Origin of the sequence: Sphingomonas sp. IC081, from assembly GCF_006874585.1 — a bacterium.
In the GTDB taxonomy this organism is placed as follows: Bacteria; Pseudomonadota; Alphaproteobacteria; order Sphingomonadales; family Sphingomonadaceae; genus Novosphingobium.
Genome location: NZ_CP029761.1, coordinates 2,793,332 through 2,808,528, shown reverse-complemented (window position 1 = coordinate 2,808,528; position 15,197 = coordinate 2,793,332). Strand labels below are relative to the sequence as shown.

General features: G+C 66.3%; 12 protein-coding genes. 6 read left to right on the top strand and 6 right to left on the bottom strand.

What is annotated here, in order from left to right:
• Positions 1–94 precede the first annotated feature (94 nt).
• The 4 genes from DM450_RS13335 to DM450_RS13320 are packed head-to-tail and all read left to right on the top strand — an operon-like array spanning position 95 to position 4,188.
• On the top strand, positions 95–1,531 hold the full coding sequence (locus DM450_RS13335) for a circularly permuted type 2 ATP-grasp protein (RefSeq protein ID WP_142635553.1): 1,437 nt from the start codon (positions 95–97) through the stop codon (positions 1,529–1,531).
• Positions 1,531–2,478: an alpha-E domain-containing protein gene (locus tag DM450_RS13330; protein WP_142635551.1), complete on the top strand. Its 948-nt coding sequence runs from the start codon at positions 1,531–1,533 to the stop codon at positions 2,476–2,478. Before DM450_RS13335 ends, DM450_RS13330 begins: the two co-directional genes overlap by 1 nt.
• A gap of 14 nt (positions 2,479–2,492) precedes the next feature.
• Positions 2,493–3,356, top strand: coding sequence for a transglutaminase domain-containing protein (locus DM450_RS13325; RefSeq protein WP_142635549.1), 864 nt, complete (start codon positions 2,493–2,495; stop codon positions 3,354–3,356).
• Positions 3,357–3,414: 58 nt separating this feature from the next.
• Positions 3,415–4,188 carry a proteasome-type protease gene (locus DM450_RS13320; RefSeq protein ID WP_142635547.1) on the top strand — a complete coding sequence of 258 codons (774 nt, stop codon included), beginning with the start codon at positions 3,415–3,417 and terminating at the stop codon, positions 4,186–4,188.
• 36 nt (positions 4,189–4,224) lie between these two features.
• Here DM450_RS13320 and DM450_RS13315 read toward each other — a convergent pair whose 3' ends face one another.
• From DM450_RS13315 to DM450_RS13290, 6 genes are read right to left on the bottom strand one after another with little or no spacing between them, the layout of a single operon-like run.
• On the bottom strand, positions 4,225–4,629 hold the full coding sequence (locus DM450_RS13315; protein ID WP_185928608.1) for a reverse transcriptase-like protein: 405 nt from the start codon (positions 4,627–4,629) through the stop codon (positions 4,225–4,227).
• A 13-nt stretch (positions 4,630–4,642) separates the two neighbouring features.
• Positions 4,643–6,037, bottom strand: coding sequence for a mannitol dehydrogenase family protein (locus DM450_RS13310; protein ID WP_142635544.1), 1,395 nt, complete (start codon positions 6,035–6,037; stop codon positions 4,643–4,645).
• Positions 6,034–7,452: a glucuronate isomerase gene (uxaC, locus tag DM450_RS13305; RefSeq protein WP_185928607.1), complete on the bottom strand. Its 1,419-nt coding sequence runs from the start codon at positions 7,450–7,452 to the stop codon at positions 6,034–6,036. Before uxaC ends, DM450_RS13310 begins: the two co-directional genes overlap by 4 nt.
• Positions 7,452–9,104 (bottom strand): family 43 glycosylhydrolase, encoded by a 1,653-nt coding sequence (locus tag DM450_RS13300; protein ID WP_142635542.1) that lies wholly within the window; start codon positions 9,102–9,104, stop codon positions 7,452–7,454. Before DM450_RS13300 ends, uxaC begins: the two co-directional genes overlap by 1 nt.
• A gap of 12 nt (positions 9,105–9,116) precedes the next feature.
• Positions 9,117–10,118 carry an alpha/beta hydrolase gene (locus DM450_RS13295; RefSeq protein WP_142635540.1) on the bottom strand — a complete coding sequence of 334 codons (1,002 nt, stop codon included), beginning with the start codon at positions 10,116–10,118 and terminating at the stop codon, positions 9,117–9,119.
• 57 nt (positions 10,119–10,175) lie between these two features.
• Positions 10,176–13,064 (bottom strand): TonB-dependent receptor, encoded by a 2,889-nt coding sequence (locus DM450_RS13290; RefSeq protein ID WP_142635538.1) that lies wholly within the window; start codon positions 13,062–13,064, stop codon positions 10,176–10,178.
• A gap of 321 nt (positions 13,065–13,385) precedes the next feature.
• On the opposite strand from DM450_RS13290, the gene DM450_RS13285 reads away from it, so the two are divergent.
• The gene (locus DM450_RS13285; RefSeq protein ID WP_142637882.1) at positions 13,386–14,693 is read left to right on the top strand and encodes a polysaccharide lyase family 1 protein; all 1,308 of its coding nucleotides are present in this window, start codon (positions 13,386–13,388) and stop codon (positions 14,691–14,693) included.
• The gene (locus tag DM450_RS13280) at positions 14,690–15,094 is read left to right on the top strand and encodes a cupin domain-containing protein (RefSeq protein WP_142635536.1); all 405 of its coding nucleotides are present in this window, start codon (positions 14,690–14,692) and stop codon (positions 15,092–15,094) included. The genes DM450_RS13285 and DM450_RS13280 overlap by 4 nt, the downstream gene beginning before the upstream one ends.
• Positions 15,095–15,197 lie beyond the last annotated feature (103 nt).

The following is a 15,197-nucleotide window of genomic DNA, read 5'->3' as shown; positions in this document are numbered from 1 at the left end:
CCCGGCAGGGTAAATATTTTTCTTTCGCAGTTGCAGCGTAACCGCTTGGCAAGTGCGAATCCTTGTTGCATCACATGGTCAACAGGGAGTCACAATGTCGGCTGCGGGCAAAACCAACTTCGACGAAATGCTTGAAACGGACGGGTCTGTCAGACCCGCCTATGCCGATCTCAGCCAGTGGTATGAATCGCAGGACAAGACCTGGTTCAATCGCCAGCAGGCCGAGGCGGAGCGGTTCTTTCGCCGGATCGGCATCACCTTCAATGTCTATGGCGACGAAGCGGCCGAAGAACGGCTGATCCCCTTCGACCTCATCCCCCGCATCATCACCGCCCGCGAATGGCGCAAGCTGACGCGCGGGATCGAGCAGCGGGTGCGGGCGCTCAATGCCTTCCTGCAGGATCTCTATCACCGCCAGGAAATCGTCCGTTCGGGCCGGTTGCCGATCAGCGCCCTGCGCGACAATGTCGCCTACCTGCCGCAGATGATCGGCATGACCCCGCCCGGCGGCGTCTATACCCACATCGTCGGCATCGACCTCGTGCGCACCGGTCCCGATGAATTCATGGTGCTGGAGGACAATGCCCGCACGCCTTCGGGGGTCTCCTACATGCTGGAGAACCGCGAGACGATGATGGCGATGTTCCCGGAACTGTTCACCAAGGTTCCGGTACGCCCCGTTTCCGACTATCCGCGCCGCCTTGCCCGCAGCTTGCGCGCCTGCGCGCCGCCGGCCTTCAAGGGATCGGGGCGGCCGACGGTGGCGGTGCTGACGCCGGGCATCTACAATTCGGCCTATTTCGAACACGCCTTCCTGGCCGACCAGATGGGCGCCGAACTGGTGGAGGGCAGCGACCTGCGGGTGGTGGACGGGCGCGTCGCCATGCGCACGACCACCGGCTACAAGGCGATCGACGTGATCTACCGCCGGGTGGACGACGATTATCTCGATCCGCTGAGCTTCCAGCCCGATTCGGTGCTGGGCGTTGCCGGGATCATGGATGTCTACCGGTCGGGCGGCATCACCATCGCCAATGCCCCGGGCACCGGCATCGCCGACGACAAGGCGATCTACAGCTACATGCCCGAGATCGTCGAGTTCTATACCGGCGAGAAGCCGATCCTGCCCAATGTGCCGACCTGGCGCTGTTCGGAACCCGATGCCCTGGCCTATGTGCTCGACAACCTGTCGGACCTTGTCGTCAAGGAAGTCCACGGTTCGGGCGGCTACGGCATGCTGATCGGGCCGACCTCCTCGAAGAAGGAACTGGCCGCCTTCGAGGCCAAGCTGCGGGCCAAGCCGCACAACTACATCGCGCAGCCCACGCTGTCGCTTTCCACCGTGCCGATCTTCACCAAGGCGGGGCTCTCGCCGCGCCATGTGGACCTGCGGCCCTATGTCCTGGTCTCGCCCGACGGGATCGACATCACGCCGGGCGGGCTCACCCGCGTGGCGCTCAAGAAGGGCTCGCTGGTGGTCAATTCGTCGCAGGGCGGCGGCACCAAGGATACCTGGGTACTGGACGAATAATGCTCGGACGTGCTGCCAACGGCGTTTACTGGATGAGCCGCTACCTTGAACGGGCGGAGAATACCGCGCGGCTGATCGACGTGGGGTTCCACCTCGCGCTGACCCGCAGCGACAAGCATGCGCAGGACGAGGAGTGGAAATCGGTCCTCACCACCACCGGGCAGGTGGACGACTATGCCGCGCGCCATTCGGACTTCGGCGGGCCGCAGGTGTTCAATTACCTGCTGCGCGAGAAGGACAACCCGGCCTCGGTGCTGCGCATGATGGAGAATGCGCGCACCAATGCCCGCATGGTCCGCACCAGCCTCACCAATTCGGTGTGGGAGGCCACTAACGAAGGCTGGATGAACCTTTCCGAGCTGCTCGCGCGGCCGGTGCGCGAGGCCAACCTCGGCGAAGTGCTCACCGCGATCCGCCGTCAGGGCACGCTGGTGCGCGGCGCGCTCGAAGGCACGATGCTGCGCAACGAGGTGTTCAACTTTGCGCGCATCGGCACCTTCATCGAGCGGGCCGACAGTACCGCGCGTATCCTCGACGTGAAGTATTACGTGCTGCTCCCCTCGGTGGCCTGGGTGGGGTCCAGCCTCGACAACGTGCAGTGGGATACGCTGCTGCGCTCGGTGGCGGGCAACCGTGCCTATTCCTGGCTCAATGCCGGGGCGATGGACCCGCGCGGGATCGCCCGGTTCCTCATCCTCGACGGCCAGTTCCCGCGCAGCCTGGTGTTCTGCTACGAGAAGCTGCGCAGCAATCTCGGCGGGCTGGCCAAGGAGTACGGCGAGGAGACGTCCGCGCATGCGATCATGCGCGACACCGGCGAGATGCTCCAGCGCACCACGATCGAGGGCATCTTCGAGACCGGCCTCCACGAATTCCTCCAGGACTTCATCGGCCGCACCAGCCAGCTCGGCAACGCCATCGCCGCCGATTACCGCTTCATCGAGTAGAAGGGACAGATCCCATGCTGCTGACCGTGACCCACACCACCCGCTACACCTTCGACAGTCCGGTCATGCACGGTCTTCAGCGGCTGAAACTGCGGCCCAAGACCACGCATGGGCAGGAAGTGGTCGACTGGGCGATGGAGCTGACCGGCGCCACGGCCGAGAGCGACTACGACGACCATCATGACAGCCACACCACGCTGATCGCGATCGAACCGGGGGCGCAGGAGGTTGTCGTGACCTGCCGGGGCACCGTGCGCACGGTCGACAACAACGGCATTACCGGCCAGCACAGCGGGCTGATGCCGCTCTGGATGTTCCTGCGGCCGACCCCGCTGACCCGGGCCGGGGCGCGGGTGCGGGCGCTGGTCGAGGCGGTGGACGCGGACCCGCGCGATCCGCTGGAATTCCTCCACGCGCTCTCCGCCAAGGTGGCCGAGCGGGTCGAATACGTGCGCGGTTCCACCGATACCAAGACCACGGCGGAAGAGGCGCTGGCGGCAGGCCGGGGGGTATGCCAGGACCATGCCCATGTGCTCATCGCGGCGGGGCGGCTGCTCGAAATTCCGATGCGGTACGTCGGCGGCTATCTCAAGATGAACGACCGGGTGGAGCAGGACGCCGGGCACGGCTGGGCCGAGGCGCATATTGCGGGGCTGGGCTGGGTCGGATTCGACGTGTCCAATGCCATGTGCCCCGATGAACGGTATATTCGCGTGGCCACCGGTTGCGATTATAGTGAGGCGGCTCCGGTAACCGGGATTGCGACGGGAGGCGGGGATAGCCGTCTCGAAGTGCGTTTGTCGGTGGGCGAGAAGATGCTAGGCCAGCAGCAACAGCAGCAGTCCTCCCATGGCGGACAGCAGCAGCAAAGCGGCTGAAGCCGGGATCCCCGCGCAGGACAGGCGGGGAAGCGAAATGATCGGGGCTTAGAATTCCATGACCTATTGCGTGGGCATGATGCTGGACCGCGGGCTCGTGCTGATGAGCGACACCCGCACCAATTCCGGGGTCGACAATATCTCGACCTTCCGGAAGATGTACCATTGGCAGGTTCCCGGAGAGCGGGTGATCGCGGTGATGACGGCGGGCAATCTCGCCACCACCCAGGCGGTGATCAGCCAGCTTGAGGAACGCAACAAGGCTCCGGCGGAGCGGCACAATTCGCTGCTTGAAGCGCCGACGATGTTCCAGGTCGCCACGATCGTCGGCAACCTGCTCCAGGACGTGATCGAGGAACGCGCGGCCGACAATGGCCAGACCGCGGCGGCGGGCACCTTCAGTGCGACGATGATCGTGGCGGGCCAGATCAAGGGCATGGAGCCGCGCCTGTTCCTGATCTACCCCGAAGGCAACTTTATCGAGGCCAGCTTCGACACGCCGTTCTTCCAGATCGGCGAGACCAAGTACGGGCGCCCGATCCTGATTCGCGGCTATGAGCGCGACATGAGTTTCGAGGCGGCGGTGAAGCTGATGTGCGTCTCGTTCGATTCGACACTCAAGGCCAATCTCTCGGTCGGCATGCCGCTCGACCTGCTGGTGCTGGAAACCGATGGTTTCACGCCGCTGCACGAACGCCGGATCGAGGCCAGCGATCCTTATTTCCAGTCGATCTCGACCAGTTGGGGCGAGGCGCTGCGCCAGGCGCTGGAAGGGTTGCCGGACTATACGCTGGACGAAGCCACGGGCGGCAGGCTCACGGGCACGGCGTGAAGCAAGCGGGTTTGGGAAACCGCGCCGCCAGCGGGTTTAGCGCGGATGTCGCGCTGCCAGCGCGATTCCGGCGAGGTTCTGTTCGCGCTTGATCCAGCGGATCCGCGCGGGGCGCACGTCGCGGGCAAGCGCGATGACGCGGGAGAGATGGCCGCCGTCCTCGAGACGATCCGCGGCTTCATCCGGACGGGCAAGGGCCTGACTGGCCTGCCCGGTGATCTCCCGGGCATCGCCGATGAATTCGGCCCCGGTCAGGCCCTGCGCCTGTGCCAGTTCCAGGGCGCGGATCAGCGCCAGCCATTCGGCATCGCGGTTGGTGCCATGGCCAAGATCGTCCTCGAAATGGACGGTGCCGCGCACCACCACGGCCACCTCGATGCGGCCGGGATTGGGGCGGCAACCGCCGTCGAAGAACAGTTTGACGCGGCGGCGCACGACCATCCGGAGCCTCGGGTCAGGCGGTCGCGCGGGCCAGTCGCTGGGCCAGCGCGGCAAAGTCGGCCTCGCTCGCCTGCCAGGTCTTGGCGAACAGCCCTTGCGCGCCGAACAGCGCCCGCGGGGTGCCGTCCACGCCCTCATCGCGCCAGATGTCGGCAAGGCGCGCGGCCATCGGATCGTCGACCGGCCCCCACTTGGCGGCATTGTCGCCGCGCACGTGGCGCAGCCATGCCGCCAGCGCGGTGAGGATTGCCGGGCACTGCAGGCCCTTTTCCTGATTGGCGGCGAGCGTTTCCAGCCAGCGTTGGGGGATCTTCTGGCTGCCGTCCATTGCGATCTGGATCAGCCGGTGCTGCAGCGCGGGATTGGCGAAGCGGGCCAGCAGCGCGTCGGCATAGGCCTGAAGGTCCTGCCCCGGCGCGGCCTGGATGGTCGGCTGGGCTTCCTCGTGCATCAGCCGCTCGATCAGCGGGCGGATCGCCGGATCGCCGACTGCCTGATGGACAAAGGCATGCCCGTGTTCGAGGCCGAGATAGGCCAGCGCCGAATGCGCGCCGTTGAGCATGCGCAGCTTCGCCGCCTCGTAAGGCGCGACATCGCCGACCAGTTCGGCGCCGACATTCTCCCACTGCGGGCGAGGGCCGGCGAACTTGTCCTCGATCACCCACTGGCTGAACGGTTCGGTCATCACCGCGCCGTCGTCGTCCAGCCGGGCGAGCGTTGCCACCATCTTGCGGTCGGCGGCGGTGGTGGCGGGCACGATGCGGTCGATCATCGCGCAGGGGAACGTGCATTCCGCCGCCACCCAGGCGCCGAGATCGGCATCCTTGAGCGCGAGGTATTCGCCCATCAGCCGTTCCAGCTGGCGGCCGTTGAGGGCAAGGTTGTCGCAGGAAAGCAGCGTCAGGCCGGGCAGGCCTTGCTCGCGGCGGCGGCGCAGGCCGGCTTCGAGGAAGGCGTAGATGCTGCCGTGATGCGCCAGGAACGGGTCGAGCGATCCGTCGGCGGCGCGGCAATAGCCCTTTTCGGTGACGGTGAAGGTCACGATCCGGGTTTCCGGCGCGGCGATCTGGGCGATCACCGCTTCCGGATCCTCGCTGGCGACGATCACCCGCTGGACCGATCCGACCACGCGCATGCGGTTGCGCTCGGCCGAGCATTCGGTGAGCGTGTAGAGCCCGTCCTGCGGATTGAGCTGGCGCGCGACATTGGCCGAACGCAGCGAAACGCCGATGATGCCCCAGTCGCGGTCGCCCCTGGCCATCGCCCGGTCGGTATACCAGGCCTGATGCGCGCGGTGGAACGCGCCGATGCCGAAGTGGACGATGCCCGCCGCCTGCGCGCTGCGGTCATAGCCCGGGCGGGCGACGGATTCGGGCAGACGGGACAGCGTTTCGCTGGAGAGTCTCACAGACGATAGGCCTTCTTGACGAGATTGTAGGTCAGGTCACGCGCCAGCTCGGCGGCTTCCCAATCCTCGATACGATGCTCCATTACGAGTTCGGCAAGGAACCCGCAATCGATCCTGCGCGCGACATCGTGGCGGGCGGGGATCGACAGGAACGCGCGGGTATCGTCATTGAAGCCCACGGTATTGTAGAAACCGGCGGTTTCCGTGGCCGCACGGCGGAAACGGCGCATGCCTTCGGGGCTGTCATGGAACCACCATGCCGGGCCCAGCTTCAGGCAGGGATAGTGCCCGGCCAGCGGGGCGAGTTCGCGGGCATACGTGCTCTCATCCAGGGTGAAGAGGATCACCGAGAGGCCGGGCTCGTTGCCGTACTTGTCCAGCAAGGGCTTGAGATTGGCGACATATTCGGTGCGCGAGGGAATGTCCGCGCCCTTGTCGCGGCCGAAGCGCTCGAACACGCGGGCATTGTGGTTGCGGAAGGCGCCGGGGTGGATCTGCATGACCAGCCCGTCCTCCAGGCTCATGCCGGCCATTTCGGTGAGCATCTGCGCGCGGAACAGTTCGGCGTCCTGGGGTGTGAAGCTGCCCTTGCTGACCTTGTCGAACAGCGCTTCCGCCTCGGCGGGCGAGAGGTCGGCCGTCCTCGGCGTCGGGTGGCCGTGGTCGGTGGAGGTTGCGCCCATTTGCGCGAAGAAGCGGCGGCGCTGGCGGTGCGCGGCGAGGTAGCCTTGCCAGGTGAGGCAATCCTCTCCGGTGATCCCGGAGAACTTCGCAAGGTTGTCGCGGAAGCCCTCGAATTCCGGGTCGACCACCGGATCGGGGCGATAGGCGGTGATGACCTTGCCCTGCCAGCCGCCGGGGCGGGCGTTTTCGGCGCGGATCGCGGCGTGGTGTTCCAGCGTGTCGAGCGGGCTTTCGGTCGTCGCGATCGCCTCGATGCCATAGCGGTCGAACAGCGCGCGCGGGCGGAAATCGTCGGTCGCCAGCTTCTCGGTGATGGTGTCGAAATAGAGGTCGCTGGTTTCGGCGTTCAATTGCACGCTGATGCCGAAGGCCTCGGCAAAGACCCAGTCCAGCCACATGCGCGACGGGGTGCCGCGGAACAGGAAGTAGTTTTCCGCAAGCAGTCGCCACGCCGCGCGGGGATCGGCGTCGCGGTTGCGCACGCCGAGGTCCTCCATCGCGATCCCTTGCGAATAGAGCATGCGGAACACGTAGTGGTCCGGCACCAGCAGCAGCTCGGTGGCATTGCCGAAGGTCTCGTTGCCGGCGAACCAGCGCGGATCGGTGTGGCCGTGCGGGCTGACGATCGGCAGGCCTGCCACGTGGCGGTAGAGCTCGCGCGCCAGCTTGCGGGTGGCGGGATCGGCCGGGAGCAGGCGGTCGGGGTGAAGTTCAAGGGGGCGAATGGGCATCAGTCTTCCAGAGCGGTGAAACGGAAATCGCGGAAAATGGTTTCGCCTTCACCGGCAGCATATAGGCCGGGACGCAGCATGAGGAACCCCCCACGGACATTGTGGTGGTAGCCGGAGACCTCCATGCCGCGATCAAATCGCTTCCACGTTTTCCCGCCATCGCCGGAGGTGTGGTAGGAAACGATGTGGCGGCGGTTGGTGACGCGCATCTTCATGCGGCGGCCGAGCGGGTTGGCGGGGCGGCCGCGTTCCATGCCGTACTGGTGGGTGACGAAGCGGGTCTGGTCGAAGCCCAGCCCGGCGTAGAGCTTGTCGTCATAGAACAGCACGAGGCCGGCGGTGCCGCCGGGCGGAATCTCGATGTCGCATTCGAACCGGTAGCTGGTGTCGCCCGCCACCAGCAGCAGCGGCGATCCGCTCGACGGGGCGAGGCCCTTGCCCTTGAGATGCAGCGCGCCGTTCTCAACCCGCACGCGGCTGGCTTCGTCGGGCGCGGGGCGGAAGAACGACCACTTGGCGCCCATCGCCAGCGGTTTCGAAAAATCGTCCGACAGCGCCATGCCATGCGGCAGGGGGCTGGCCACTTTCGGCACCGGCAGCGGCTGCGAAAGATCGCCGCCGGTCATGCGGAACCAGCCGTCACCGGTCCATTCGATGGTATCGAGCAGGCACTGGCGGCCCAGTGTCCAGAAGCCGTTCTCGAACCCGTGGTAGAGCGTGTACCAGCGCTTGTCCGGCCCTTCGACCAGCGAGGCATGGCCGCGCGACCACCAGGCTTCGGACTGGTTTTCGGTGCGGACCAGCGGATTGCCGGGGTGCTGTTCCCACGGCCCGTGGATCGACCGCGCGCGGGCGGCGATCACCATGTGGCCGGTCGGCGGGCCGGCGGTGCCGCCCACGGCGGTAAGCATGTAGAACCAGTCGCCGTGGCGGTGGATCTTGGGGCCCTCGGGCGAGAAACCCTCGACATCCCAATCCTCGGGATAGTGCCAGGGATCGTAGACATGCTCGACCTTGCCCGCCAGCGAGAGCCCGTCCTCGGTGAGCCTTACGCGGTCTCCGCCCGAAAGGAACAGCCAGCGCGAACCGTCCTCGCCCACCGCGTGGCAGGGGTCGATATGCTCGTGCAGGCCCAGCGGTTTCGGGTCGCTCCACGGGCCGTCGATGTGATCGGCCCAGATCACGTAGATCTCGTTGGGCTCCGCCTTGACCGGGATGTAGAGGAAATAGCGGCCTTTGTGTTTTTCGAGGCTCACCGCCCAGACCGAGCCGATATTGCGGGTGAGTGCGGGCTTCCTCGGCTGCCAGTTCACCAGGTCGCGGCTGTGCCAGATGGTGAGGCCGGGATAGGAATCGAAGCTGGAAAAGGTGAGGTAATAGTCCTCGCCGTCCTTGAGGATCGCCGGGTCGGGCCGGTCCCCGGAAAGCACCGGGTTGAGCATGATGCCCCCAGTGGCCGTAGCGCCCAGATCGGCAATGCGCTGGTTGTCGAACCCGCGCCGCCAATGGACGGGAGCCGGGGCGGGCGGAGGAGGAGAGTTGCCCGCCCCGGGCTCCCTTGCGGCAGCGGCTTCCCCCCGAAGCCCGCCTGCTGCAAGACCGGCGCCGCCGATCAGGGCGGCCCTTAGTGCTTCACGTCTGTCCATGCTCATTCTGTCGGTTCTCTATCCCAGGCCCTTGGTCCGCGCCCAGGCGCGCCAGAGTTCGGGCCATGCCTCCACCGGCTTGCCGATGGCCTTGCGCAGGCCAAAACCGTGGCCGCCGTGTTCGAAGAAATGCGCCTCCACCGGAATGCCGCGCGCCTTCAATGCGGCGCGCAGGCGCACGGTGTTTTCCGCCGGCACGGCGTCGTCATCCTCGGCATGGAGCAGCCAGTGCGGCGGGGCGTCGGCGGGCACGGTGCGGTCGGGCGAATAAGTCGCTTCCAGCGCAGGCGTGGGGGCGGGGCCAAGCAGCAGGTCGCGCGATCCGGCATGGGCGATGGCGGGATCCATCGAGACCACCGGATAGATCGGCGCGGCGCAGAAGGGCTTGGCGGAAAGCCGGTCTGCCGCGTCCACCGGCGCATAGACCGCAGCGGCGAAGCGGGCGGCGAGGCTGGCGCAGACATGGCCGCCGGCGGAAAAGCCCATGGCGGCAACACGCTCGGGATCGATCGCGAAGTCGCGCGCGCGGTGGCGGATCAGGCGCATGGCGCGCTGGGCATCGATCAGCGGGGTGTCGGGTCCGCTGGTCCAGCCTTCGCCGGGCAGGCGGTAGAACAGCACGAAGGCGGTGAAGCCGCGCGCGGTCAGCCAGCGCGCCATTTCGTAGCCTTCCTTGTCGACCACCACCCACTTGTAGCCGCCGCCGGGCGTCAGCAGCACCGCCGCGCCATTGGGCCGATCGGGCCGGAACACCGCCATGCGCGGGCGGGTGATGCCGTAGACGGCGCGGTCGGTGACGAGTTCGTCGGAAGAGCGTTCGTCGACCGTTTCGGTGAGCGCTTTTGCGGGCAGGCCCGGCGCGCCCCTGGGCCAGAGGTCGATGGTCTCGGCAGGTTGGGGCAGGCCGGGGGCGCGGGGCTTGCCCGTGGCCACCGGCGGCGCGGTCTGCGCCATAGCGTCTGCGGCGACCAGGCCGGAAACGAGAGAGGCCGCCATGAACGATCGACGGTCGAAGGTCATGACGGCACTCTCCAATTTTAAGTCAGGTATTCAGAGCCTTCGGGCCGGTGTCAGGGATCAGTACTTGACCCGTGCGCCGAACAGGATGGTGCGCCCGAAGTGGTTGTTCTCGTAGTTGCGCTCGGCCGTCACGTCGGTGAAGCGGTAGCGGTAGGTGTCGGTCAGGTTGTTGCCGTCGATCGACAGTTCCAGCCACTCGGTCGCCTTGTAGCGGATCGCCGCGTCGACGCTGGTGTAGGAGCCGTACCCTTCAAAGACGTTGCCGGTGGCGCTGGTGCCGTCCACGAAGGGACCGCGATAGCTGACCGAGCCACGGATGCTGAACGTGCCGTCGTCATAGTAGAGCGTGGCGTTGGCGGCCTTCTTCGACACGCCGAGCAGGGTCTGGGTATAGACCGCCGAGACGCCGGTGAGGGCGCAGGCGCCGGTCGTCGCATTGCGGGTACAGGCCGAAGTGGCGGGCCCGGTGATCGTGTAGTCGGCGTTGCTCTTGATGAAGGTGGCGTTGCCCTGGAAGCCGGTGTGGCTGAGAATGCCCGGCAGGAAGGTGAAGGGCAGTTGCAGCGCCACTTCCACGCCCTTCAGTGTCGCCCCGGTGCCGTTGACCTGCGAGGAGACGATGTATTCCTGATTGGGGTCGTAGTTGATGTAGGCCGGCGTGCTCTGGCCCAGCACATCGCGGCCGAGGCCGAGCTGCGGCAGGGTGGCGACATAGGTGCCGGCAACCGGGAAGCTCTCGATCTTCTTGATGAAGCCGGCCACCGAGAACAGCGCGCCGGGGGCGAAGTACCATTCGACCGAGGCATCGAAGTTGGTCGCGCGGTAGGGATCGAGGAACGGGTTGCCGAAGGTCACGCGGTAGTTGAAGCCGTCGACCGAACCGCCCGGATTGAGGTTGCCGAGCGAGGGACGGGTGATGACCTTGGCGATCGCGCCGCGCACGATCACGTCGTGGGCGGGGTAGAACGCGAGGTTCATTGCCGGCAGCCAGTCGTCATACGTGCGTGAGACGGTGCCGGCGAGCCCGGCGGTGTAGCCGGTCGACTTCTGCGCGGTATGGGCATAACGAACGCCCGCGTTGCCTGCATATTCGAGGCCGAACAGGTCGCCCTTGAAGTCGAACTGGAAGTAGCCGCCCGAGGTGGTTTCCTGAACGCGGCGGTTGTTGCCAAGGTCCTCCTTCGCGGTGCGGTCGTAGAGGTTGGTATAGGCGGCCGCCTTGGCGATGTCGGCCACCAGCCACTGGTCGGTGGTGCCGCTCGATTGACCGGCGTCGCCGAGGTTGACGATCTGCGAGATCCCGGAACTGACCGGCAACCCGTAGACCGAGGTCGAGCAGGTGACCTGGCCGAGGATCAGGTCCAGGGTGCCGTTGGCGCCGCAGGCGGCGGTGTCACGCTGGAACAGTTGGGTGCGGAAGTTGTAGCGCCGCCAGACCGCGCCGACCTTGAAGGTGGCGCCCTCGGCGATGTCCCACTCGGTACGCAGCTGCGCGGTCTTGAAGCGGTTCTTCACGTAGGAGGGACGGTCGCGGATTTCGGCCAGCTGGAAGTTGGCCGGATCGGTCACGTCGAGGCCGTAGCTCAGCACCGGCGACTTCATGTCCGAATAGTCGTAGCTGAAGCCGTTGGCGGTCTTGTTGTCGTAGGCGATCGTGGTCTCGACCGGGATGTCCGCGTTGGACTGCGACATGCCGCCCAGCACGGTGAAGCGGAAGCTGTCCGAAACGTCCTGGTCCCAGGTCGCGCCGATCTGGTAGAACTCGGTCTTCGACTTGCGCAGGTAGCTTTCGGTGCGGACGTAGGCGTTGTTGAACGTGGCGCTGACCATGTTGCCGTTGTCGTCGTAGACCGGGTCCACCACGTTGAAGCGGCGCTCGTTGGAGCGGGCCAGCACTTCCAGCCATTGTTCGGCGCGCTTTTCCTTGAACGAGGAAAAGAGGCCGTCGACCGAGATCTTGGTGCGGTCGGTCGGTTCGAACTGGATCGAGCCGGTCAGGCCGAGGCGCTCGCGGTCATGCTCGACCTTGCCGTAGCGCGGGATGCGCGGGTGGAACGAGAGCGAGGCTGCATCGCAGGCCGCGGAGGGACGGTAGCCGCCGCCGGAATTGACCGGGCTGCCGCCGGTCGCGCCGACGTTGGAGTAGAAGCAGGGCGTGCCGTCCACTGAGTTGAAGTAGGCCTGCGACCAGCGCACCGTGTTGTTGCCGGTCTCCAGCGTATCGGTGTGCGAATAGGCGCCCGACAGCGCGATGCCGAGCGTGCCCGCATCGTTCTTCCACGCCAGCAGGCCGGCAATGCGCGGGCCGACGTTCTTCGACAGGTCGTTGTACGAACCCTGCACGTTGAGCACGGCGGAAATGCCCGTCTTGCCCGAAAGCGGGTTGCCGGTGTTGAGATCGACCACCGCGCCCAGCGAGCCTTCGTCGAGGCTGGCTTCGGCGGTCTTGTGGACGACCAGGCTGGAGAACAGTTCGGAGGCGAAGACGTTGAAGTCGAAGGCGCGGTCGCGGTTGGCCGAGGCGCCGTCCGAGCTGGTGGCGATGGTTTCGAGGCCGTTCACACGCACGCGGGTGAACTGGGCGCCGAGGCCGCGCACGGTGATCGCGCGGCCTTCGCCGCCGTCCCGCTGGATCGAGATGCCGGGGATGCGCTGGAGCGATTCGGCCAGGTTCTGGTCGGGGAACTTGGCCATGTCCTCGGCCACGACGGCATCGACGGCGGAAACCGAATCGCGCTTCACGCTGAGCGCGGCTTCCAGCGACTTGCGGAAGCCGGTGACGATGATGTCCTCGGTGGTGGTGCCCGATTCGGCGCCTATGGCTGCCTGCGGCTCAGCGCCAGCTTGCGTGCCAGCCTGCGCGAATGCGGCCTGCGGAAGGGCCAGCGCGCTGCCGGCCACCAGTGCGATCTTGAACAGCGAAATCCTCGAAACATGCGACGGCATGGTCACTCCCCCTCGCGGCCTTTGTGGCCTGTCTATGATACCGGTGTCATAGGGAAGTGCGGCAAGACCGCGCACCCTTTCGTCCGGCATTCTGCTCCCTGCGCCTTGCGGCGCACTCTCATGCACCGTTCGGTGCCTTTCGGCGAGCCGGCATTTGTCCTTATGGACAATCTGCGGGCTTCACCCAGTTCTTTCTTGCCGGCCTTGGTAACCGGTGTCATGAGTTATGAGCGCAGGGACCCCACCCTGTCAAGAACCAGTGCAAACGGGAGATGCACAGTGAAGAAATCGACGGCGTTCAGCCGCTTGTTCCTCGCCTCCATGCTGGCTTTGGCCGCCCCCCACTCGGCTTTCGCGCAGGCCAAGGATCCGACCACCGGCGGCGACGGCGGGCGAATCATCCGCGTCACCACGCTTGCCAAGGACGGCCCCGGATCGCTCAAGGCGGCGATCGATGCCAAGGGCAAGCGGACGGTCGTGTTCGAGGTGGGCGGGGTGATCGACCTTGGCCGTTCGGTCCTCGAGATCGACGAGCCCTACCTCACCATCGCCGGGCAGACCGCGCCCTCGCCGGGCATCACCATCGTGCGCGGCGGCATCGATCTCAAGGGGCACGACGTCAAGATCAGCCACTTGCGGGTGATGACCGGCGCCGACGGCCAGCCGCATCTCTCCAACTGGGAGGCCGACGCCTTCTCCACCGTCGCCGCGCACAACGTGGTGATCGAGCATTGCTCGTTCCTCTGGGCGATCGACGAGAACATGTCGGCCTCCGGCCCGCGCTTTGCCGGCAAGGACGTCAAGGAATGGCGCGCCAATACCAGCCATGACGTGCTGTTCCGCGAGAACCTCGCCGCCGAAGGCCTGGCCAATGCCAGCCACCCCAAGGGCGAGCATTCCAAGGGCTCGCTGGTCCACGACAACACCACCGGCATCGTCTTCTACCGCAATGTCTGGGCGCACAACATGGAGCGCTCGCCGCTGGTGAAGGGCGGGGCCCAGGTGCTGATGATCAACAACATGATCTACGACCCCGGCCACCGCGCGGTGCACTACAACCTGATGAACCTCGAATGGGCGGGGCACCCTTACGTCACCGGCGAGATCACCGCCGTCGGCAATGTCATGCGCGCGGGCAATTCCACCGCGCCGGGCCTGCCGTTCCTGACGCTGGGCGGCGACGGCGACCTGGCCTGGTTCTCGAAGGACAACATCAACGTCGACCGCTGGGGCAATCCGGTGCCGATGCTGGGCCGCTACGGGGTGACCAGGGCCAAGGTGATCGAGGCGCCGCAGCCGCTCGCCAGCCTTGACGGCTACCGGATCACGCCTGCTGCCACGCTGGAAACCGACCTGCTCTCCACCGTCGGCGCCCGTCCGTGGGACCGTGCGCCCGACGATATCCGCGTGCTGTTCTTCGTGGCCGAAGGACGCGGCGAGATCATCGACGACGAGAAGCTGGTCGGCGGCTACCCCCACCCGGCGGAAACCCGCGCGGCCTTTGTCGACAAGGACTGGAACCTCGTGACGATGACGCCGAAGTCGGGGGTCTATCCGGGCCAGCATGCCGGGGCGCAGGAGAAGCTCTCCGAACGCGACAAGGCGATGCGCCAGGGCGGTACGCAGTGATCGCGGCGCTGCTGCTCATGGCCGCGTCCGCGCCGCCCATGGCCGTGATCGACGAGAAGGATACCGTGCGCGAGGAGGCTCCTCCGCACGGCGAGATCGGCATGAGCACGGCCTACCGCATCTCCGACTCTGCGCCGGCCCCGCGCGCGATGGAATTCCGCCGCCGCATCCTCCACAAGGGGGCGGCGATCGGCGAACATCCCATCGCGCACGACGAGGTCTACTACGTGCTCTCGGGCGAGGGCGAGGTGGTGTCGGACGGCAAGCGGGCCATGCTGAAGCCGGGGATGACGGCCTACCTCTACAACGGCGCGGTCGTGGGGATCTGGCAGAAGGGGGATGCGCCGCTGTCGCTGATCGTGGCTTATCCCAATCCGCCCAAGGTGGAAGGGAAGAAGTAAGGGTAAGGCAGGGGAGCATAGCCCCCCTGCACCCCCATTACCGTCTAGGTCAGGCGGGCCAACTGCGTAGTGCGCCCATGGCGGCCTTGGAATTTGTAATGGA

What these genes read in the sequence shown, in the direction of transcription:
- DM450_RS13320 (WP_142635547.1), top strand. Translation starts at nt 3,415, where the DNA reads ATGACCTATTGCGTGGGCATGATGCTGGACCGCGGGCTCGTGCTGATG.
- DM450_RS13335 (WP_142635553.1), top strand. Translation starts at nt 95, where the DNA reads ATGTCGGCTGCGGGCAAAACCAACTTCGACGAAATGCTTGAAACGGAC.
- uxaC (WP_185928607.1), bottom strand. Translation starts at nt 7,452, where the DNA reads ATGCCCATTCGCCCCCTTGAACTTCACCCCGACCGCCTGCTCCCGGCC.
- DM450_RS13295 (WP_142635540.1), bottom strand. Translation starts at nt 10,118, where the DNA reads ATGACCTTCGACCGTCGATCGTTCATGGCGGCCTCTCTCGTTTCCGGC.
- DM450_RS13325 (WP_142635549.1), top strand. Translation starts at nt 2,493, where the DNA reads ATGCTGCTGACCGTGACCCACACCACCCGCTACACCTTCGACAGTCCG.
- DM450_RS13300 (WP_142635542.1), bottom strand. Translation starts at nt 9,104, where the DNA reads ATGAGCATGGACAGACGTGAAGCACTAAGGGCCGCCCTGATCGGCGGC.
- DM450_RS13315 (WP_185928608.1), bottom strand. Translation starts at nt 4,629, where the DNA reads ATGGTCGTGCGCCGCCGCGTCAAACTGTTCTTCGACGGCGGTTGCCGC.
- DM450_RS13330 (WP_142635551.1), top strand. Translation starts at nt 1,531, where the DNA reads ATGCTCGGACGTGCTGCCAACGGCGTTTACTGGATGAGCCGCTACCTT.
- DM450_RS13285 (WP_142637882.1), top strand. Translation starts at nt 13,386, where the DNA reads ATGCTGGCTTTGGCCGCCCCCCACTCGGCTTTCGCGCAGGCCAAGGAT.
- DM450_RS13290 (WP_142635538.1), bottom strand. Translation starts at nt 13,064, where the DNA reads ATGCCGTCGCATGTTTCGAGGATTTCGCTGTTCAAGATCGCACTGGTG.